Raw genomic sequence first — 14776 nt, 5'->3', positions numbered from 1 at the left:
CAGCGCGGTGTCGCTCACCTTGACCTCCAGCGAGGAGCGGCCGCTGGGGAAGGCGGTGGCGACCGAGGCCACCTTGACGCCCGTCCCGGCCAGCGCCCGGACGGCCACCTCGACCAGGTCGGGGTAGACGCACACCGCCGCGACCCGGCCGGCGCCGCCGCCGGGGTGGACGGCCTTGGCGCACATCGCCCGCACCTTGCCGGCGGTGTCGGCTCCTTCGAGGGTGGTCAGGTCGACCATGGAGATGGCCAGGTCGATGGCCTGCGCCTTGGCCGTGGTCTTGATCGAACGGGTGCCCAGCATCGCCGCCCGCTGGTCCGCGCCGACCCGGTCAACCCCGGGCAGGCCGTGCAGGAAAGCTCGCAACGCCGAGTCGGACGAGGCGACGTCCGCGAGCGAGGTAGTCACAGTTGACACCAACACAGCATCGCCGACCAGGGCCGTGAGCTCCAAACCGGACCGCCTTAGGCGATCGGACCCGGGGTCTTAGGCATGCCGTACGCGTCCGCGTACCAGAGATAAGGCATCCACCCGATGTGGCAGGCAGGGCCTTAGACCGAGTCTTAAAGGTGTCAGGAAGAAGCACGAAATTTCAGGAGACACACCATGCACCCCGAGATCGAGTACGAGCTCATGAAGAACCACGCGAGCGAGCTCCGCAGGGCCGCCGCCGAGCACCGGCGGGTACGCGAGGCCGAGCGGGCCAACAAGTCCGAGCGCCGCTCGGTCTTCGGCAAGCTCCGTTTCTCATGACCATCCCACGAGAGCCCGGCCACCACCTCCCTCGTGGCCGGGCCTCGAAACCCCCGTAAAGGGACCCCCATAAAAGCGTCGAAAGCAATCGATCGGGCATGACATGCTGGATGACATGCGGGGACGTTCTGTCAGTCCCGTCTTCGTCGGGCGGGAAGAGGAGCTGGCGGCTCTGTCTGAAAGCTTCGACGAGGCACGAAAGGGCAGGGTGACGGCCCTCCTGCTCGGTGGCGAGGCCGGGGTCGGCAAGACCAGGCTCGTCCAGCGCTTCGCCGAGCAGTGCCAGGCCTGCGGCGCGCACGTGGTGTTCGGCGGCTGCGTGGAGCTGTCCACGGAGGGTCTGGCCTACGCGCCGTTCACCGCCGCGCTGCGGCAGCTCGTAAGGGAGCAGGGCCCCGCGGCCGTCGCCGGGCTGCTGCCGGACGGCGCGGAGCGCGATCTCGCGCGGCTGCTGCCCGAGTTCGGCGAGCCGAGCGGCGACGGCGAGACCGACACCGGCCGCGCCCGGCTCTTCGAGCAGTTCCTCACCCTCCTCGAACGCCTGGCCGCCTCCCGCCCCACCGTCCTCATCATCGAGGACATCCACTGGGCCGACCGGTCCAGCCGCGATCTCATCGCCTTCCTCAGCCGCAACCTGCACGCCCCGCAGGTGCTGATCGTCATGACCTACCGCTCCGACGACCTGCACCGCCAGCATCCGCTCCGGCCGGTGCTGGCCGAGCTGGGCAGGGTCAGCGGCGTGCACCGGCTCGACCTGCCCCGCCTGTCGCGGGACGAGGTCGCCCAGCAGATGGCCGGCATCCTCGGCGAGGTGCCCCAGTACGCCAAGGTCCAGAAGGTCTACGAGCGCAGCGAGGGCATCCCGCTGTTCGTGGAGGCCATGCTGGAGGGCGGCGAGGACTGCGCGTTCCCCGAGTCCATGCAGGACCTCATCCTCAACTCCGTCGAACGGCTGCCCGAGGAGACCCAGCGCCTGCTGCGCGTCGCCGCCGCCGGCGGCATCCGGGTCAGCCACAAACTGCTGGCCGCCGTGAGCGGCCTGTCCGACGTCGAGCTGGAGACCGCGCTGCGCCCCGCCATCGCGGGCAACGTCCTGCAGATCGCCGACAACCGCGCCTACGTCTTCAGGCACTCGCTCATCCGCGAGGCGGTGCACGACGAGCTGCTGCCCGGCGAGCACCAGCGCCTGCACGCCAGGTTCGCCGAGGAGATCTCCAAGGACCGCGGGCTGGTCCCGCCCGGGCGCGCCGCCGTCGAGCTGGCACACCACTGGTACGGCGCCCGCAACGACACCTGGGCGCTGATCTCCGCCTGGGAGGCCGCGCAGAAGTCGTTCAAGGCGTTCGCCTACACCGAGGCCGTCCCGCTGCTCGAACGCGTGCTCATGCTCTGGGACCGGGTGCCCGACGCGGCCCAGCTCATCGGCGCCGACCACACCGCCGTGCTCGAACGCGCCGCAGAGGCCGCGAACGCCGGCGGCGACGTCGACAAGGGCGCGAAGTTCGTCAAGGCCGCGCTGTCGGAGCTGGACGAGACCGAGGAGCCGGCGCGCGTCGCGCAGCTCATCGTGCGCGGGGTCGGGTTCAAGAACTCCAAGCGCCAGATGGGCGTCATCGAGGACCTCAGGCACGCCCTGCGGCTCGTGCCCGGCGACAGCCTCGACCGGGCGGAGGTCGTCACGCCGCTGAGCCGCCAACTCATGCTGCGAGGCGAGATCGCCGAGGCCAACGAGCTCATCGCCGAGGGCCTGCGCCTGGTCAGAGAGCTCGGCGACCGTTGCCTCGAAGCCGACCTGCTGATGAACCTGGCGCTCGGTCACTCGCTCAACGGCGAGACCGAGACCACGATCGCTCTCAACGAGCAAGCGCTGGAGATCGGCGTGGCGCAGGGTTCGGGCCGCCTGATCACGAGGGCGATCGGCAACAACGTCGACTCCCTGATGGACGTGGGCCGCCACGAGGACGCGCTGCGCCTGGCCAAGCACGGCTGGAAGCTGGCCAAGAAGTACGGCAGGCTGCGCGGCAGCGGCCTGTTCATCAAGAACAACTGGGCCGAGGCGCTGGAGGCGATGGGTCGCTGGGACGAGGCCATCGAGATCCTCGAAGGCGCGCTCAGCCACGGGCCGGTCCTGCGCCACAGGTACGCCATGCTGCGCACGCGCGCCGACATCGCGCTGGCCAGGGGCGAGGTGCAACTCGTCGAGGGCATCCTGTCCGAGGTCGGCGTGCTGAAGGACCGCCCCGAGGAGTTCGTCCAGGACATCATCAGCAACGCCCGCCTGCACATCGGCTGGCACCTGGTCCGGGGCGAGCCGGCGGCCGCGCTGGCCGTGGCCGAGCGGGTGCTGGCCCACCCCCGGCAGTCGAGCAAGGCCATGCTGAGCTGGCGGCTGCTCGCCCTGCTCCGCGTGGTCTGCGACGCCGCCGAGTCCACCGAGCCCGGCAGGGCGGCGACGGTACGCGGGCACGCCGCCGAGGTGGCGGCCGAGCTGTCGGTCATCGGGCCGGTCACCGAGGCGTACCGGCTGACCTACAGCGGCGACTTCGACGCCGCCGCCGCGGCCTGGGAGCGGCTCGGCCGCCCGCACAACCAGTCCAAGGCCCTGATGCGGGCGGCCACCGTGGCCGCCCGCGGCGGCGACCGCGAGGGGGCGGCGACGCGACTGAAGGTGGCGCTCCCGCTGGCCCAGGCCCTGCGCGCGACCCCGCTGATCGAGGAGATCGAGACGCTGTCGCGCCGGGTGGGCGGGGTTCAGCCCGTCCAGGAGGCTTCCGGGCTGCTGACGCCGCGCGAGCTGGAGGTGCTGCGGCTGGTGACCCAGGGCAGGACCAACAGGGACATCGCGAGCGAGCTGTTCATCTCGGCGAAGACGGTGAGCGTGCACGTGTCCAACATCCTGGCCAAGCTCGGCGTCACCACCCGGGGCGAGGCCGCCGCCGCGGCCCACCGCCTCTCGCTGCTGTCCCCGAATTAGCTCGCCCCGGATCAGCTGTTCCCGAACGGGCTGCCCCCGGATTAAAGGAGCGCTTCCGCCAGGAGGACGACGCCGAACACCGCGAACGCCGCCGCGGCGCCGTACCGGATGATCTTCTCCGGCAGGTGCTTGCCCAGCAGCCGCCCGACCAGGATCGCCAGCGCGTCCGCCGCCACCATGCCGACGGTCGAGCCGATCCAGGTGCCGAGCCAGCCGTGCTGCGTGGCCAGCGTGATGGTGGCCAGCATCGTCTTGTCGCCCAGCTCGCTCAGGAAGAACGCCACGGTCACCGCGATCAGGGCGTTCCTGGTGGTGCGCTGGGCCTTCTTCGACTCGTCCTCGGTCAGCTCGTCCCCGCGCAGCGTCCACGCGGCGAACCCGAGGAAGGCCAGCCCCGCCACGACCGTGATGGCCGTCGTCGGCAGCGCGTCACCGATCAGCCCGCCCACGGCGACGCTGACCAGGTGGACGACGGTCGTGGCGATCGTGATGCCCGCGAGCACGGGCCAGGTCTTGAAACGGGTCGCGAACGTCATCGCCATGAGCTGGCTCTTGTCGCCGAGTTCGGCCACGAAGATGACGGCGAGACTGATCCAGAACGCTTCCAACGGTCCCCTTCCGCGCGACCGAGCCGGAAGCGGCGACCCGGGGAGTTTCGGGCACGACTTCGGCCCGGCAGCGTCTCATTGCACAACTGCCAGGCCGAAGGTCTCGTCCGCCCGTATGAGGCCCGCGTGACCGGGCGCGATGAAGCGCCAGTGTGTCGATCACACGATTGGGACTACTCCCCTTCGGAAATTCCAACCAACCATAACAGCCCGCGAGCGGGACCTATTCCCCGAGGTCGCAGCCGACGAGCACGGGCTCGTTGACCAGCGTGACCCCGAACTTCTCCCGCACCCCGTCCCGGACCTCCCTGGCCAGCGCGAGCAGGTCGCCGGTGGTGGCGACCCCGTCAGGGTTGGTCAGCGCGAGCGTGTGCTTGGTGGAGATGCGCACGGGTCCGCGCCCGTACCCCTTCGGGTAGCCGGCCTGCTCGATCAGCCACGCGGCGGGCACCTTGACCGACCCGTCGGCCAGCTCCCAGCGCGGATGCCCCGGCGCGCGGGAGGCCAGCTCCTCGGCTTCCTCGGGCGTGAGGACCGGGTTGGTGAAGAACGAGCCGGCGCTGCGGGTGTCGGGGTCGTCCGGGTCGAGCACCATGCCTTTGCCGCGCCGCAGCGCCAGCACGGCCTCGCGGGCCTGCGCGAGCGGCACTTTCCCGCCGACCTCCGCGTCCAGCCTGCCGGCCAGCTCCTCGTACGCCAGCGGGCCGGACATTTCCGAAATATCCAGCGCGTACGTCACCGCGAGCACCACGTGCCGCGCCAGGTCGCGCTTGAAGGCGCTGTCACGGTAGGAGAAGCCGCACTGCCGCGCCTCCAGATCCACCACCTGCCTGGTGCGGCGGTCGTAGGCACGCACGCACCGGATGGTCTGGGAAACCTCCTGCCCGTACGCGCCGACGTTCTGGATGGGCGTCGAGCCGACCAGCCCGGGGATGCCCGACATGCACTCGATGCCCGACCAGCCCTCGGCCACGGCGCGGGCGACCAGCGGATCCCAGTCCTCCCCCGCCTCGACCGTGAGCAGCACCTCGTCGCCGTCGCGCGAGACGGCCACGCCCTGGGTCGAGACCTTGACGACCAGCCCGTCGAAGCCCTCGTCGGACACCACGACGTTGCTGCCCCCGCCGAGCACCAGCGTGGGCAGCCCTTTCATGTCGGCCTCGGCCACCAGGGACACGAGGTGCTCCGCCGTGGTCGCTTCGGCGAAGTCGCGGGCGGGGCCACCTAGGCGCAGCGTGGTGTACGGCGCGAGCATCTCCATGGGCCACTAGCTTATGAGGTGCCCAGTATGCGCAGCACGCGGTCGAAGTTCCGCCGGGACTCCCGGGCGTCGTAGTCGGGATCCACGTCGTGCGATCCCAGCCGCACCGCGGGCAGCGGCTCCTCGGGCACGACCAGCTCTCTGTGCTCCTGCTGGAGGGCCAAGGAGAGCGCCAGATCGGCGTTCCTGCCGTAGCCGGCGTCCTCGGGCAGGGCTCCGAGCGCCGGGGCTCGGCGTACCGCCATGAGCTCCCCTGTCAGCGCCCGCACCCTCCGGCCCGGCCCCGACTCCACCACCCGAACCGGCCCGGGCTCGCCCTCGCGGACCGGCCCCGGCTCGCCGCCGCCGCGGACCGACGGCGCCACCCCGTCGTTGACCGGCTCCGGCCCCGGCCCCGGCTCCCTGTCCGGGAAGTCCACACCCTTCCACCCGGCCGCCACGGCGCCCTCCGCGACGGCCGCGACCAGCGGGGTCAGCGCGTCGCCGCAGAGCTCGATGTTCGTCTCCATGAGAACGTGCACGTCCGACTCGTCGAGCCGCAGCAGCTTGGCGCGGCATTCGCCCCAGGTCGCCGTGCCCCCTCGCCAGTGCGGCTCCTCGGCGACGTGCCACACGGCGATCCGGTCCGGATGCCGGTCGGCCAGCTCGTCCAGCACGTCACCGGCGCCGTCGACGTCCCCAAGATCGAAGGCGAGCACGCGGGCGTTCGTGTGCTCGACGATCGATCGCACACTCTTCCTGACGTCCTCCGGCCAGCCGTCGACCAGCAGGCTCACGCTGACGGTGACGTCCTTGGTCTCCGTACGCTGGCGTTCCAGCTTGACGCCCAGCTCGTCGAGGCGGTTGGTGGCCAGCGAACTGTCCCAGGCGCGCTGGGCGTGCAGCATGGAGTCGCCCGTGTCGCCAGGCTGCCCGGGAGCGCCGGAGAACCCCAGCTCGGCGGCAGGCTCAAGCCGAGCATGCGCCCCTGCCCCACTCCCCTCAGCCTTCGTACCGGTTCCGGTCGCCTTGGCCTTCGTACCAGCCGCCATGCCGGTTTCGGTGCCGCCCGCGGTGTCCCGTCCGGTGCCGGAGCTGCCCGCCACCCTCTCGACCCGCGCCGGCCGAAGGTGGGCGGGCGGCTTGGCATCGGTCACAGCGGAAACCGGGATCGATCGAACCGTGGGCCAAACTCGTCGCGCAGCTTCGTTCATAGACGTCACGCGTACCCGAGACCCGCCCGAAATATCACCCGGCCGGCCGGCCCGTCAGGACAGCTGCACCACCGCACGGGCCTTGGAAAGCACCTTCTGATCGCCTGACCTGGCGGTGAGCCCGATGACCACCCGCTTGTCCTCCAGCTTCTCCTCCACCACCCCGCTGACCGAGACCGTCGCCCCCTGATCGTCGTCGGGAACGACCACCATCGACGAGAACCGCACCCCGAAGTCCACCACCGCCCCGGGATCCCCCGCCCAGTCCGTGACGAACCGCCCGGCCTGCGCCATCGTGTACATCCCATGCGCGATCACGTCGGGCAGCCCCACCATCTTGGCGAACCGCTCGTTCCAGTGGATCTGGTTGAAGTCCCCGGAAGCCCCGGCGTACATCACCAGGTTGAGCCGGCGCACGTTGTAGTCCACGGCCGGGATCTCCTGCCCGACCTCGACCTCGTCGTACTTCACCGTGGCGGTCATCTCAACCGGCCCCTCCGCGCTCGACGATCGTGTTGTAGGTGACGCAGACCGGCTCGCCGTCGACGGTCGTCACTTCGCTCCTGACCGTCAGCAGCTCATTCCGCCCGGCCGTACGGATGTCAGTGATCGTCGCGGTCGTGACGAGCTGGTCCCCGGCGCAGACCTGCCGGACGTACTCGAAGCGCTGCTCGCCGTGGACGACCATGGCCAGGTTCAGCCCGAGGTCGGGATCGACGAGCGCCTCACCCCCGCTCTGCAGACTGAACACGATGGGGAACGTGGGCGGCGCGATCACATCGGGGTATCCGGCGGCCTGGGCGGCCTCTTTGTCCCGGTAGAGCGGGTTGTTGTCACCGATCGCGGCGGCGAACTCCCTGATCTTCACCCGGCTGACCTCGTAGGGCGTGCTGGGCGAATAGGTCCTGCCCACGAAGTCTCGGTTCAAGGCCATCAGTGCTCCCTCGCATGTCACCAACCGAGCGCTGCTGAGGCCGACGGTAACAGAACAAGGTTCGGCTGTCGCCGGTGATTATCTTGATTTTGCTCCGCGAACTTTCCCGCCGCCGTGCCTTCCCAAAACCCACACCATAAACACCGCCCTGGCACGCCGCCGCGGTGACCACCGTCCCCCGTACGGGACCTAGCGCCTCCAGGACTCACAGAGTCCGCCACCGTGACACCGCCCACTGCCTCGCACACGGGCCACCCACCCTCAGCGCGCCACCGCCGCACACGGGACCAGCCACCGTCGCCAAGCCCCGAGCCCATCACGGCACCCACTGCCCCGCACCCGGTCAACCACCCTCAGCGCAAGCGGCCACCGTCACGACACCCGCGGACTCCCATGCAACCGGCCACGTCACGGCCATCCGCCGGCACCGCAGAGCCCACCGCCATCACGGCACCCGGTGCCCGATGACCGGCACGGAGCCGACCGCCGTCAGCACGTCTACCGACCCCCGAAGGCCGATCATCGTCACAGCACCCGCACGGCCACCACCACGGCACCCACGGACCCGCAGGCGGCCGGCCACCTTCAGCACGCCCGCAACTCCCAAGGACCAGGCCGCATCACGACACCCGCCGCTTCTCCCAGGAGACCGGCGACGGTCACGGCACCCGCCGCCTCTCCCACGGGACCGGCGACGGTCACGACACCCGCCGCCCTTCCCAGGAGACCAGCGACGGTCCGACACCCGCAGCCCCTGCTGGCCCAACCCTCCGCAGGGACGATCGCCATCAGGGCGCCAGAGGGGACCATGGGGCCCGTGTGGAGCCCCTGGAACGATGTGCAGACACGACGAACCGGCGCCCTGTGGTAGGACGCCGGTTGCGCGATATGACGAAATGTGGGGCAGAAGCCCTGCCCGGAGACCTAGCGGGTCTCGCGGTGCGCGCGGTGGCAGCGGCAGTTGGGGCAGTACTTCTTCAGCTCAAGCCGATCCGGGTCGTTGCGCCGGTTCTTCCGCGTGATGTAGTTGCGGTGCTTGCACTCCTGGCAGGCCAGCGTGATCTTCGGCCTAACGTCGGTGGCAGCCACTTGGGAGTGCCTTTCTACGTTCGGGACATGGACACGCCCGTACCCAGGCCTGTTGACCTGGGAGTGGGCAGTAGCGGAGGCCGGACTTGAACCGGCGACACAACGATTATGAGCCGTTTGCTCTGCCTGACTGAGCTACTCCGCCTTTGAGCCGGTAACGACCCCGGCCCCGTAGAGGATACCCGACGCAGCGAGCACATTCGTAACTCGCCCGATCGGGTGGGGTGCTCCCAGTATGCCTCAGGAACCCCCGACAACCGAAATCCATTACCAATCGGCGATGCTCGCCCCCGAACAGCCGACTCCACGTGAAGATCAATCAGTGGAGGAGGCAAGCGTAGCAGCGACCGGCGCGAGGCGCACAACCCCTGACAGCCCCTGGATCTCGCCGTGGCGCTCAACATCCCACCCGCTCCGCGCAGCCGTGAGAGCCGTACCTTTTGGGCATGAGCTTCGTGGGCACTCCCCGGCCCCGTCCGCGCTGGTACCACGCGCACACGGATCTGGAGGACTTCGCGATCGTGAGCTACCGGGTGGACGCCGACGCGCTCGCCCGGCACCTGCCCGAGGGCTTCGCCCCCATGGAGACGAACTTCGGGGACGGCCCCGCAGCCCTGGTCTCCGCCGTCGCCTTCCGCGACCGGGACTTCCACTTCCGGTTCCTGCCTCAGGTGTCGATCAACTGCGGCCAGATCAACTACCGGGCCTACGTCACCGCGTACGGCAAGGCGGGCGTCTGGTTCTTCGGCACCCGCCTGGACCACCCCGTCGTGGCGATCCCGCAGCACCTTTGGGGCATGCCGTGGCGCCGCGACCACATCCGCATCGAGGCCGACTGGCTCGCCACCCCGGCCCGCTGGCGCCTGCAGTCCGCCGACGGCCGGTGCGAGGCGGTCGAGGCCCCTCAGGCTCCGGCGCTGCTGGACGGCTTCTCGGACGACTCGGACTGGCTGGAGCAACTCACCCATCCGACCCAGGGCTGGTACCGGCACAGGGACGGCAGGGTGGGCGCCTACAGCATCTGGCACCCGGTCATGCGGCCCCGGCATCTGGAGGCCGTCTTCGCCAGGTTCCCCTTTTTCGAGCGCCTGGGGCTGATCACGCCGGACACGCCCCCACACTCGATCCTGGCGCAGGCCCGGATCCCCTTCGACATCCACACCCCGCCGCATCGCTTCCACCCGGACGAGTGATCACACCCTCGACCGCGACCAGCACGCGTGGCTGCCGGATGCGCTGGGCGGGCTGAGGCCGCGTTCCGAGGTGGGCGTTGAGTCCCGCTGGGGTGCAGTGGGCGTTGGTCCCGCTGGGGTGGAGTAGTGGGGCGCATCCCGGCAAGGCATCCGGCGCGCCTCCACAGGGTGAGCACGGCGCCGCCAAGGCGAGTGCACCGCAAGACGGGCAGCCCGCGCAGGACGGGCAGGGTTTGCTCGACCCAACTCATCCGGCGCGGCGCCGTAGGGCGAGCGGGAGCGCGTGGGTGTGGGTGGGTGGGTGGGTGGGGGCGTGGGGAAGGTCGGTGGCAGGGCGTGGCGGTGGTTAAGGGTGGGGCACCGGCTCTGGGAGGCCAGGAGCCCGGGAGACCCGGAGAACGGGAGGCCGGGAGACCGGGAGATGCGGGCCGGGAGACGGGGAAAATGCGAAACGCCCGGCCCCGCTGTCTGCGGGTCGGGCGTTGTGGTTGTTCTGAGGGAGAGCCCCCAAACGGAATCGAACCGTTGACCTTCTCCTTACCATGGAGACGCTCTGCCGACTGAGCTATAGGGGCCTGTCCAGCGCTGCGGACAGGTGTAACCATACACGGCACTCACCGATGATGCGAACTCGTTCGGGCCTCCGCGCGCTCTTCCGCACGCCGCTGCGCCGGCAGTTCGATGACCTCGCACAGATCGGCCAGGTCGACGTGTCTGGCCACCTCCGCCACAGAGGTGCAGTCGGCGACCACCCACCCATGCTGCTGCACGCGCAGCAGTTGCCGCCCGCCGCGCACCACGCCAACGACCTCGTAGCCGTCGAGGCCGACCCATCGCCTGTCCATAGCGGCACAGAGTAGCCCCCGGGTCTCTCAATTTTTGCCATGCCACACGCGTTACAGGCCATACCGAATCGGTTCAGAGCCGGTAGAAGCCCAAGAAGTCCTTCCGCCGGGCGATGTCGTCCACGCGCACCACCGCTCCGGTCTCGGGCGCGTTCATCATCTTCCCGTTGCCGAGATATATGCCCACATGGTGGGTTTTGATGGCTTTTTTCGTGATTTTTCCGAAGAAGGCCAAGTCCCCCGGCATGGCCACCCCTACCCACCGCATCCGCCGGACATGATCGTTGGTGTTCCCCGGCCCCAGCACGTCCGACCCGCTCGCCAGCGCGTACACCCACCGCGCGAACCCCGAGCAGTCGAGCCCCCGCGTCCGGGCGGCCGGGCAGGGCTGGATCTTCCCGTGGTATCCCTTGCAGGTCCCGTTCGAGGGGCCGGGCTCCTCGGCGTGGCCGCCGCCCCACGAGTAGACGATCCTGCGCTGCTCCAGCTCGTACGCGATCCGCACGACGTTCTCCGGCACGTACAGCCGCAGCGGCACGGAGGCCGTGGCGGCCAGCATGACCAGCACCGCCGCCCCTGCCGCCAGTCGCCACCGCCTCATACCGTCCCGCCCCCGACAAGCTCCATGGCCTTTGGGAGCCATCCTGCCTTATGGCGACAAAGCGCTAGAAGGCGTGTCAGCGGGCCTTGAGAGTCAGCTTCACCGAGCCCACCGTGACGGACAGCCCGACCGTGCCCTTCGATCTGGACGGCTTCGTGGTGATCGTGAACGTCGCCTTCTGCCCCCGCGCCAGCTCCCCGACCTGGCACAGCACCGCCGTGCCGCTGAACTTGCACCCGGGCGCCTTCACCACGCGCTGCCCGCCGAACGCCCGCCCCGACACCTTGACGTCCTTGACGGGGTGCGGGCCGGTGTTCGAGACGGTGACCGTGTACGTCTTCCGATTCCTGGCCGCGCCCGAGACGGTCACCTCGGCGGGCGGGTTGGCCAGCTCCTTGAGCTGGGACTCGGAGCCGTTGAACGAGTTCTGGCCGCCGGCCAGCGTGCCCTTCTCCGCCGACTGCCAGAACGTGTGCCGCTTCCAGCTCTTCGGCAGCTCACCGGGGTCGTCGCCCCAGCGGGCGAGCCAGAGCGGGTTCGACTTGAACTTGTCGGAGTTGCCCGTGCAGGTCTGCCACCAGCTCGTGGTGGTGTAGATGATCGCGCGACGGCCGGTGGCCTCGTGGTACTTCTTGGTGAAGTCCTTGATCCACTTGACCATGTCCTCGGTGGACAGGTCGTAGCAGTTGTTCTTGCCGTTCTTGTCCTTGTACGGGTTGTCCTCGATATCGAGCACTCCGGGCAGCGTTTGACCATCACTGATCCAGCTGCCGCCGTTCTGCAGGAAATAGTCGGCTTGGGCCGTCCCATCGGATTCGTGTGGTTGCGCAAAGTGATATGCGCCCCGGATCAGCCCGGCCCCGGCGGCGCCGCCGTACTGTGCGTCGAAACGTGGGTTGCGGTAGTTCGTCCCCTCAGTGGCCTGGACGAACGCGAATTTCCCACCCCCCGAGGCCACGCTTCCCCAGTCGACGTCGCCCGTCCAGTTACTGACGTCGACACCGGGAACACCGTCGGCCGCCTCCGCGACTCCGCCCATCCCTAAGGCAGCAAATACCGCAATTACCCACAGACTTTTCACGCGGGAGATCATTGCGGAGCCTGACACAATCCCGCAAGTCCCGAAATATCGACTGTTTTTGAGGTATCAACCCAATAGACCGCCCCTACTCCCAGCGGCCGTGCCCCCGCCCGGCGCCGGCCAGCAGCGTCCACAGGCTCTCCCCGGCGGCCACGCCCAGCCGCCTGCTCCACTCCCGCTCGTCGACCCCGGGCGGCCGTTCGAGCACGTCGGCCAGCGTCTCCTTGAGGTCGTCCTTGCTGAAGACCGGCAGGCCGAGCGCCCGCCCCACCGCCCGCGCGACCGTTGACTTCCCGGCCCCGGGCAACCCGTTCACCAGCACCACCATCCGGCACACGGTCAGCCATGCTGCCAGCCCCGGCCGGAAAATCTTCCGAACACCCGGAAACCCGCACCTCAGCGCCCCGAAATCCGCCGTCGCAGGCCACCTTCAGAAACGGCGTTTCCGCAGGTAGGAGCGCTTTATGAACGTGACATTCGCGTTTGCCAAACCCGATTCAACCTGCACAAACTTGATCCGATCCTCAATCGCGCCCCCGACCAGGGGTTATTTCGCCATGCCCGGAGAGGCCGACCATGATCCATGCCCGGGGACTGACCCGAGTGTTCAAAGTCAAGAAGGAGCGTGTGGAAGCCGTACGCGGCATCGACCTGGAGGTGGAGGCCGGTCAGCTCGTCGCCTTCCTGGGGCCCAACGGCGCGGGTAAATCCACCACCCTGCGCATGCTCACGACCCTCCTGCCGCCCACCTCGGGCACCGCCACGGTGGCGGGCCACGACGTGGCCAAGGACCCGGCGGGCGTGCGGGCCCGCATCGGCTACGTGGGCCAGCGCAACAGCGCGGGCGAGAACTTCCTCGTCCGCGACGAGCTCGTCACCCAGGGCCGCTGCTACGGCCTCGACGCCAGACAGGCGACCGCCCGCGCCGAGGAGCTGCTCGATCTGCTCGACCTCAGAGCGCTGGCCAAGCGGCGCCCCGGCACGCTCTCGGGCGGCCAGCGCCGCCGCCTGGACATCGCGCTCGGCCTCATCCACCGCCCCGGCCTGCTCTTCCTCGACGAGCCCTCGACCGGCCTCGACCCGAAGAGCCGCGCCGACATCTGGCAGCACATCCTGCGGCTGCGGGAGACGTACGGGACGACGCTCTTCCTGACCACTCACTACCTGGAGGAAGCCGACAACATGGCCGAACGCGTGGTGATCATCGACAACGGTCGGATCATTGCGGACGGCACCGCCGAGCAGCTCAAGAACGACCTCGCCGGTGACCACATCACCATCACCACCAGCACGGAGGTGGAGGCCCGCAGGGCGGCGGAGCTCGGCGGCGGCTCCGCCGACGGCACCACCGTACGCCTGCGCGTCCCCAACGCGGCCGCCGCGCTCCCCGACTACCTCAGAACCCTGGACGGCTCCGGCATCAAGGTCACCACCGCCGAGACCATCCGTCCGACGCTCGACGACGTGTTCCTCGCTCTTACCGGGAGAAGCCTCACCGATGACGACATTCTTTCGTGACACCGCCACCGTCTTCTCGCGCGAGTTCAAGCCGGTCGTGCGCGACTCGGTCGGGCTGCTGTTCGAGATGGGGCAGCCGCTGCTGTTCCTGTTCCTGTTCGGGGCGCTGCTGGACGGGGCCGTCGGCTCGTCGTGGCAGTGGTTCGTGCCGGGGATCCTGGTCATGATGTGCCTGACGGGCCCCATGTCCTCCGGCTACACCCTGCTGGTCGAGCTGATCGGCGGCTCGCTGGAGCGCCTGATGGTCACCCCGCTGAACCGCACGGCGATGCTGGTGGGCCGGACGATGAAGACCATGATCGTGCTGCTGGCCCAGGCCGTCCTGATCATCGTGCTGGCGGTCCCCCTGGGCTTCGAGTTGCATCCGGCGGGCGTCCTGGCGGGCCTGGCGCAGCTGGTCGTCTTCGGCGTCGGCCTGGGCTCGCTGTCGTTCGTGCTGGCCATCAAGTCGGCGCCCAGCGGCACGCTCTTCTACGTCGTCAGCCAGTCGGTCATGTTCCCCCTGCTCCTCCTCTCGGGGGTGCTGCTCCCCATGGAGACGGCTCCGGCGTGGCTGCGGACGGTCGGGTACGCGAATCCGGTCACGTACATCGTCGAAGCCCAGCGAGCCCTCTTCTCCGGAAACCTGACAAGCCCCTCGATCCTGTACGGGACCGCCGCAGCCTGCGCGATAGCCGCGATCGGCCTCTACCTAGGCAACCGGGCCATGCGCCGGGGGGTCTGAGA

The 14776-nt window shown here is 69.4% G+C and carries 15 protein-coding genes, 2 tRNA genes and 1 pseudogene; 5 read left to right on the top strand and 13 right to left on the bottom strand.

Annotated elements, in window-relative coordinates:
• Positions 1-408, bottom strand: a pseudogene (locus tag ACFKCF_RS38315) (deoxyribose-phosphate aldolase); the annotation flags it as partial.
• A gap of 198 nt (positions 409-606) precedes the next feature.
• Here ACFKCF_RS38315 and ACFKCF_RS38310 point away from each other — a divergent pair.
• Together ACFKCF_RS38310 and ACFKCF_RS38305 are read left to right on the top strand one after the other, a co-directional pair.
• Complete coding sequence (locus tag ACFKCF_RS38310) at positions 607-753, top strand: hypothetical protein (RefSeq protein WP_357753286.1); 147 nt, start codon at positions 607-609, stop codon at positions 751-753.
• A gap of 115 nt (positions 754-868) precedes the next feature.
• On the top strand, positions 869-3727 hold the full coding sequence (locus tag ACFKCF_RS38305; protein ID WP_394500196.1) for an ATP-binding protein: 2859 nt from the start codon (positions 869-871) through the stop codon (positions 3725-3727).
• A gap of 41 nt (positions 3728-3768) precedes the next feature.
• Here the strand turns inward: ACFKCF_RS38305 and ACFKCF_RS38300 are convergent, their stop codons facing one another.
• The 7 genes from ACFKCF_RS38300 to ACFKCF_RS38270 all read right to left on the bottom strand — a co-directional run bounded on the left by ACFKCF_RS38300 (position 3769) and on the right by ACFKCF_RS38270 (position 8957).
• The gene (locus ACFKCF_RS38300) at positions 3769-4335 is read right to left on the bottom strand and encodes a TMEM165/GDT1 family protein (RefSeq protein ID WP_394500195.1); all 567 of its coding nucleotides are present in this window, start codon (positions 4333-4335) and stop codon (positions 3769-3771) included.
• Between the two features lie 223 nt (positions 4336-4558).
• Positions 4559-5596 carry a UDP-N-acetylmuramate dehydrogenase gene (locus tag ACFKCF_RS38295; RefSeq protein WP_394500194.1) on the bottom strand — a complete coding sequence of 346 codons (1038 nt, stop codon included), beginning with the start codon at positions 5594-5596 and terminating at the stop codon, positions 4559-4561.
• Between the two features lie 11 nt (positions 5597-5607).
• On the bottom strand, positions 5608-6732 hold the full coding sequence (locus ACFKCF_RS38290) for a hypothetical protein (protein WP_394500193.1): 1125 nt from the start codon (positions 6730-6732) through the stop codon (positions 5608-5610).
• Between the two features lie 111 nt (positions 6733-6843).
• Complete coding sequence (locus ACFKCF_RS38285) at positions 6844-7272, bottom strand: MaoC family dehydratase (protein ID WP_366320717.1); 429 nt, start codon at positions 7270-7272, stop codon at positions 6844-6846.
• 1 nt (position 7273) lies between these two features.
• Positions 7274-7723 carry a MaoC family dehydratase N-terminal domain-containing protein gene (locus tag ACFKCF_RS38280; protein WP_394500192.1) on the bottom strand — a complete coding sequence of 150 codons (450 nt, stop codon included), beginning with the start codon at positions 7721-7723 and terminating at the stop codon, positions 7274-7276.
• A gap of 924 nt (positions 7724-8647) precedes the next feature.
• Positions 8648-8812, bottom strand: coding sequence for a 50S ribosomal protein L33 (gene rpmG, locus ACFKCF_RS38275; RefSeq protein WP_019632658.1), 165 nt, complete (start codon positions 8810-8812; stop codon positions 8648-8650).
• Between the two features lie 71 nt (positions 8813-8883).
• Positions 8884-8957: transfer RNA gene (locus ACFKCF_RS38270), tRNA-Met, on the bottom strand.
• 301 nt (positions 8958-9258) lie between these two features.
• Between ACFKCF_RS38270 and ACFKCF_RS38265 the strand changes: the two genes are divergently transcribed.
• Complete coding sequence (locus ACFKCF_RS38265) at positions 9259-10005, top strand: DUF2071 domain-containing protein (RefSeq protein WP_394500191.1); 747 nt, start codon at positions 9259-9261, stop codon at positions 10003-10005.
• Between the two features lie 502 nt (positions 10006-10507).
• Here the strand turns inward: ACFKCF_RS38265 and ACFKCF_RS38260 are convergent.
• From ACFKCF_RS38260 to ACFKCF_RS38240, 5 genes are all read right to left on the bottom strand, one after another.
• A tRNA-Thr gene (locus ACFKCF_RS38260) sits at positions 10508-10580 on the bottom strand.
• A gap of 39 nt (positions 10581-10619) precedes the next feature.
• A complete protein-coding gene (locus tag ACFKCF_RS38255; RefSeq protein ID WP_394500190.1) occupies positions 10620-10850 on the bottom strand; it encodes a transposase in 231 nt (76 codons plus the stop codon).
• A gap of 73 nt (positions 10851-10923) precedes the next feature.
• Positions 10924-11451: a C40 family peptidase gene (locus tag ACFKCF_RS38250; RefSeq protein ID WP_394500189.1), complete on the bottom strand. Its 528-nt coding sequence runs from the start codon at positions 11449-11451 to the stop codon at positions 10924-10926.
• A 76-nt stretch (positions 11452-11527) separates the two neighbouring features.
• Positions 11528-12490, bottom strand: a complete 963-nt coding sequence (locus ACFKCF_RS38245; protein WP_394500188.1) for a GH25 family lysozyme — start codon at positions 12488-12490, stop codon at positions 11528-11530.
• A gap of 127 nt (positions 12491-12617) precedes the next feature.
• Positions 12618-12860: an AAA family ATPase gene (locus ACFKCF_RS38240; RefSeq protein ID WP_394500187.1), complete on the bottom strand. Its 243-nt coding sequence runs from the start codon at positions 12858-12860 to the stop codon at positions 12618-12620.
• Positions 12861-13108: 248 nt separating this feature from the next.
• Between ACFKCF_RS38240 and ACFKCF_RS38235 the strand changes: the two genes are divergently transcribed.
• Together ACFKCF_RS38235 and ACFKCF_RS38230 are read left to right on the top strand one after the other, a co-directional pair.
• On the top strand, positions 13109-14050 hold the full coding sequence (locus ACFKCF_RS38235) for an ATP-binding cassette domain-containing protein (RefSeq protein ID WP_394500186.1): 942 nt from the start codon (positions 13109-13111) through the stop codon (positions 14048-14050).
• Positions 14031-14774 carry an ABC transporter permease gene (locus ACFKCF_RS38230; RefSeq protein WP_394500185.1) on the top strand — a complete coding sequence of 248 codons (744 nt, stop codon included), beginning with the start codon at positions 14031-14033 and terminating at the stop codon, positions 14772-14774. The genes ACFKCF_RS38235 and ACFKCF_RS38230 overlap by 20 nt, the downstream gene beginning before the upstream one ends.
• The last annotated feature ends 2 nt before the right edge of the window (positions 14775-14776 follow it).

Source organism: Nonomuraea sp. JJY05, assembly GCF_043496855.1.
Classification (GTDB): domain Bacteria; phylum Actinomycetota; class Actinomycetes; order Streptosporangiales; family Streptosporangiaceae; genus Nonomuraea.
Note: the sequence above shows the minus strand (reverse complement) of the source record. Positions and strands in the feature narration are given on the sequence as shown.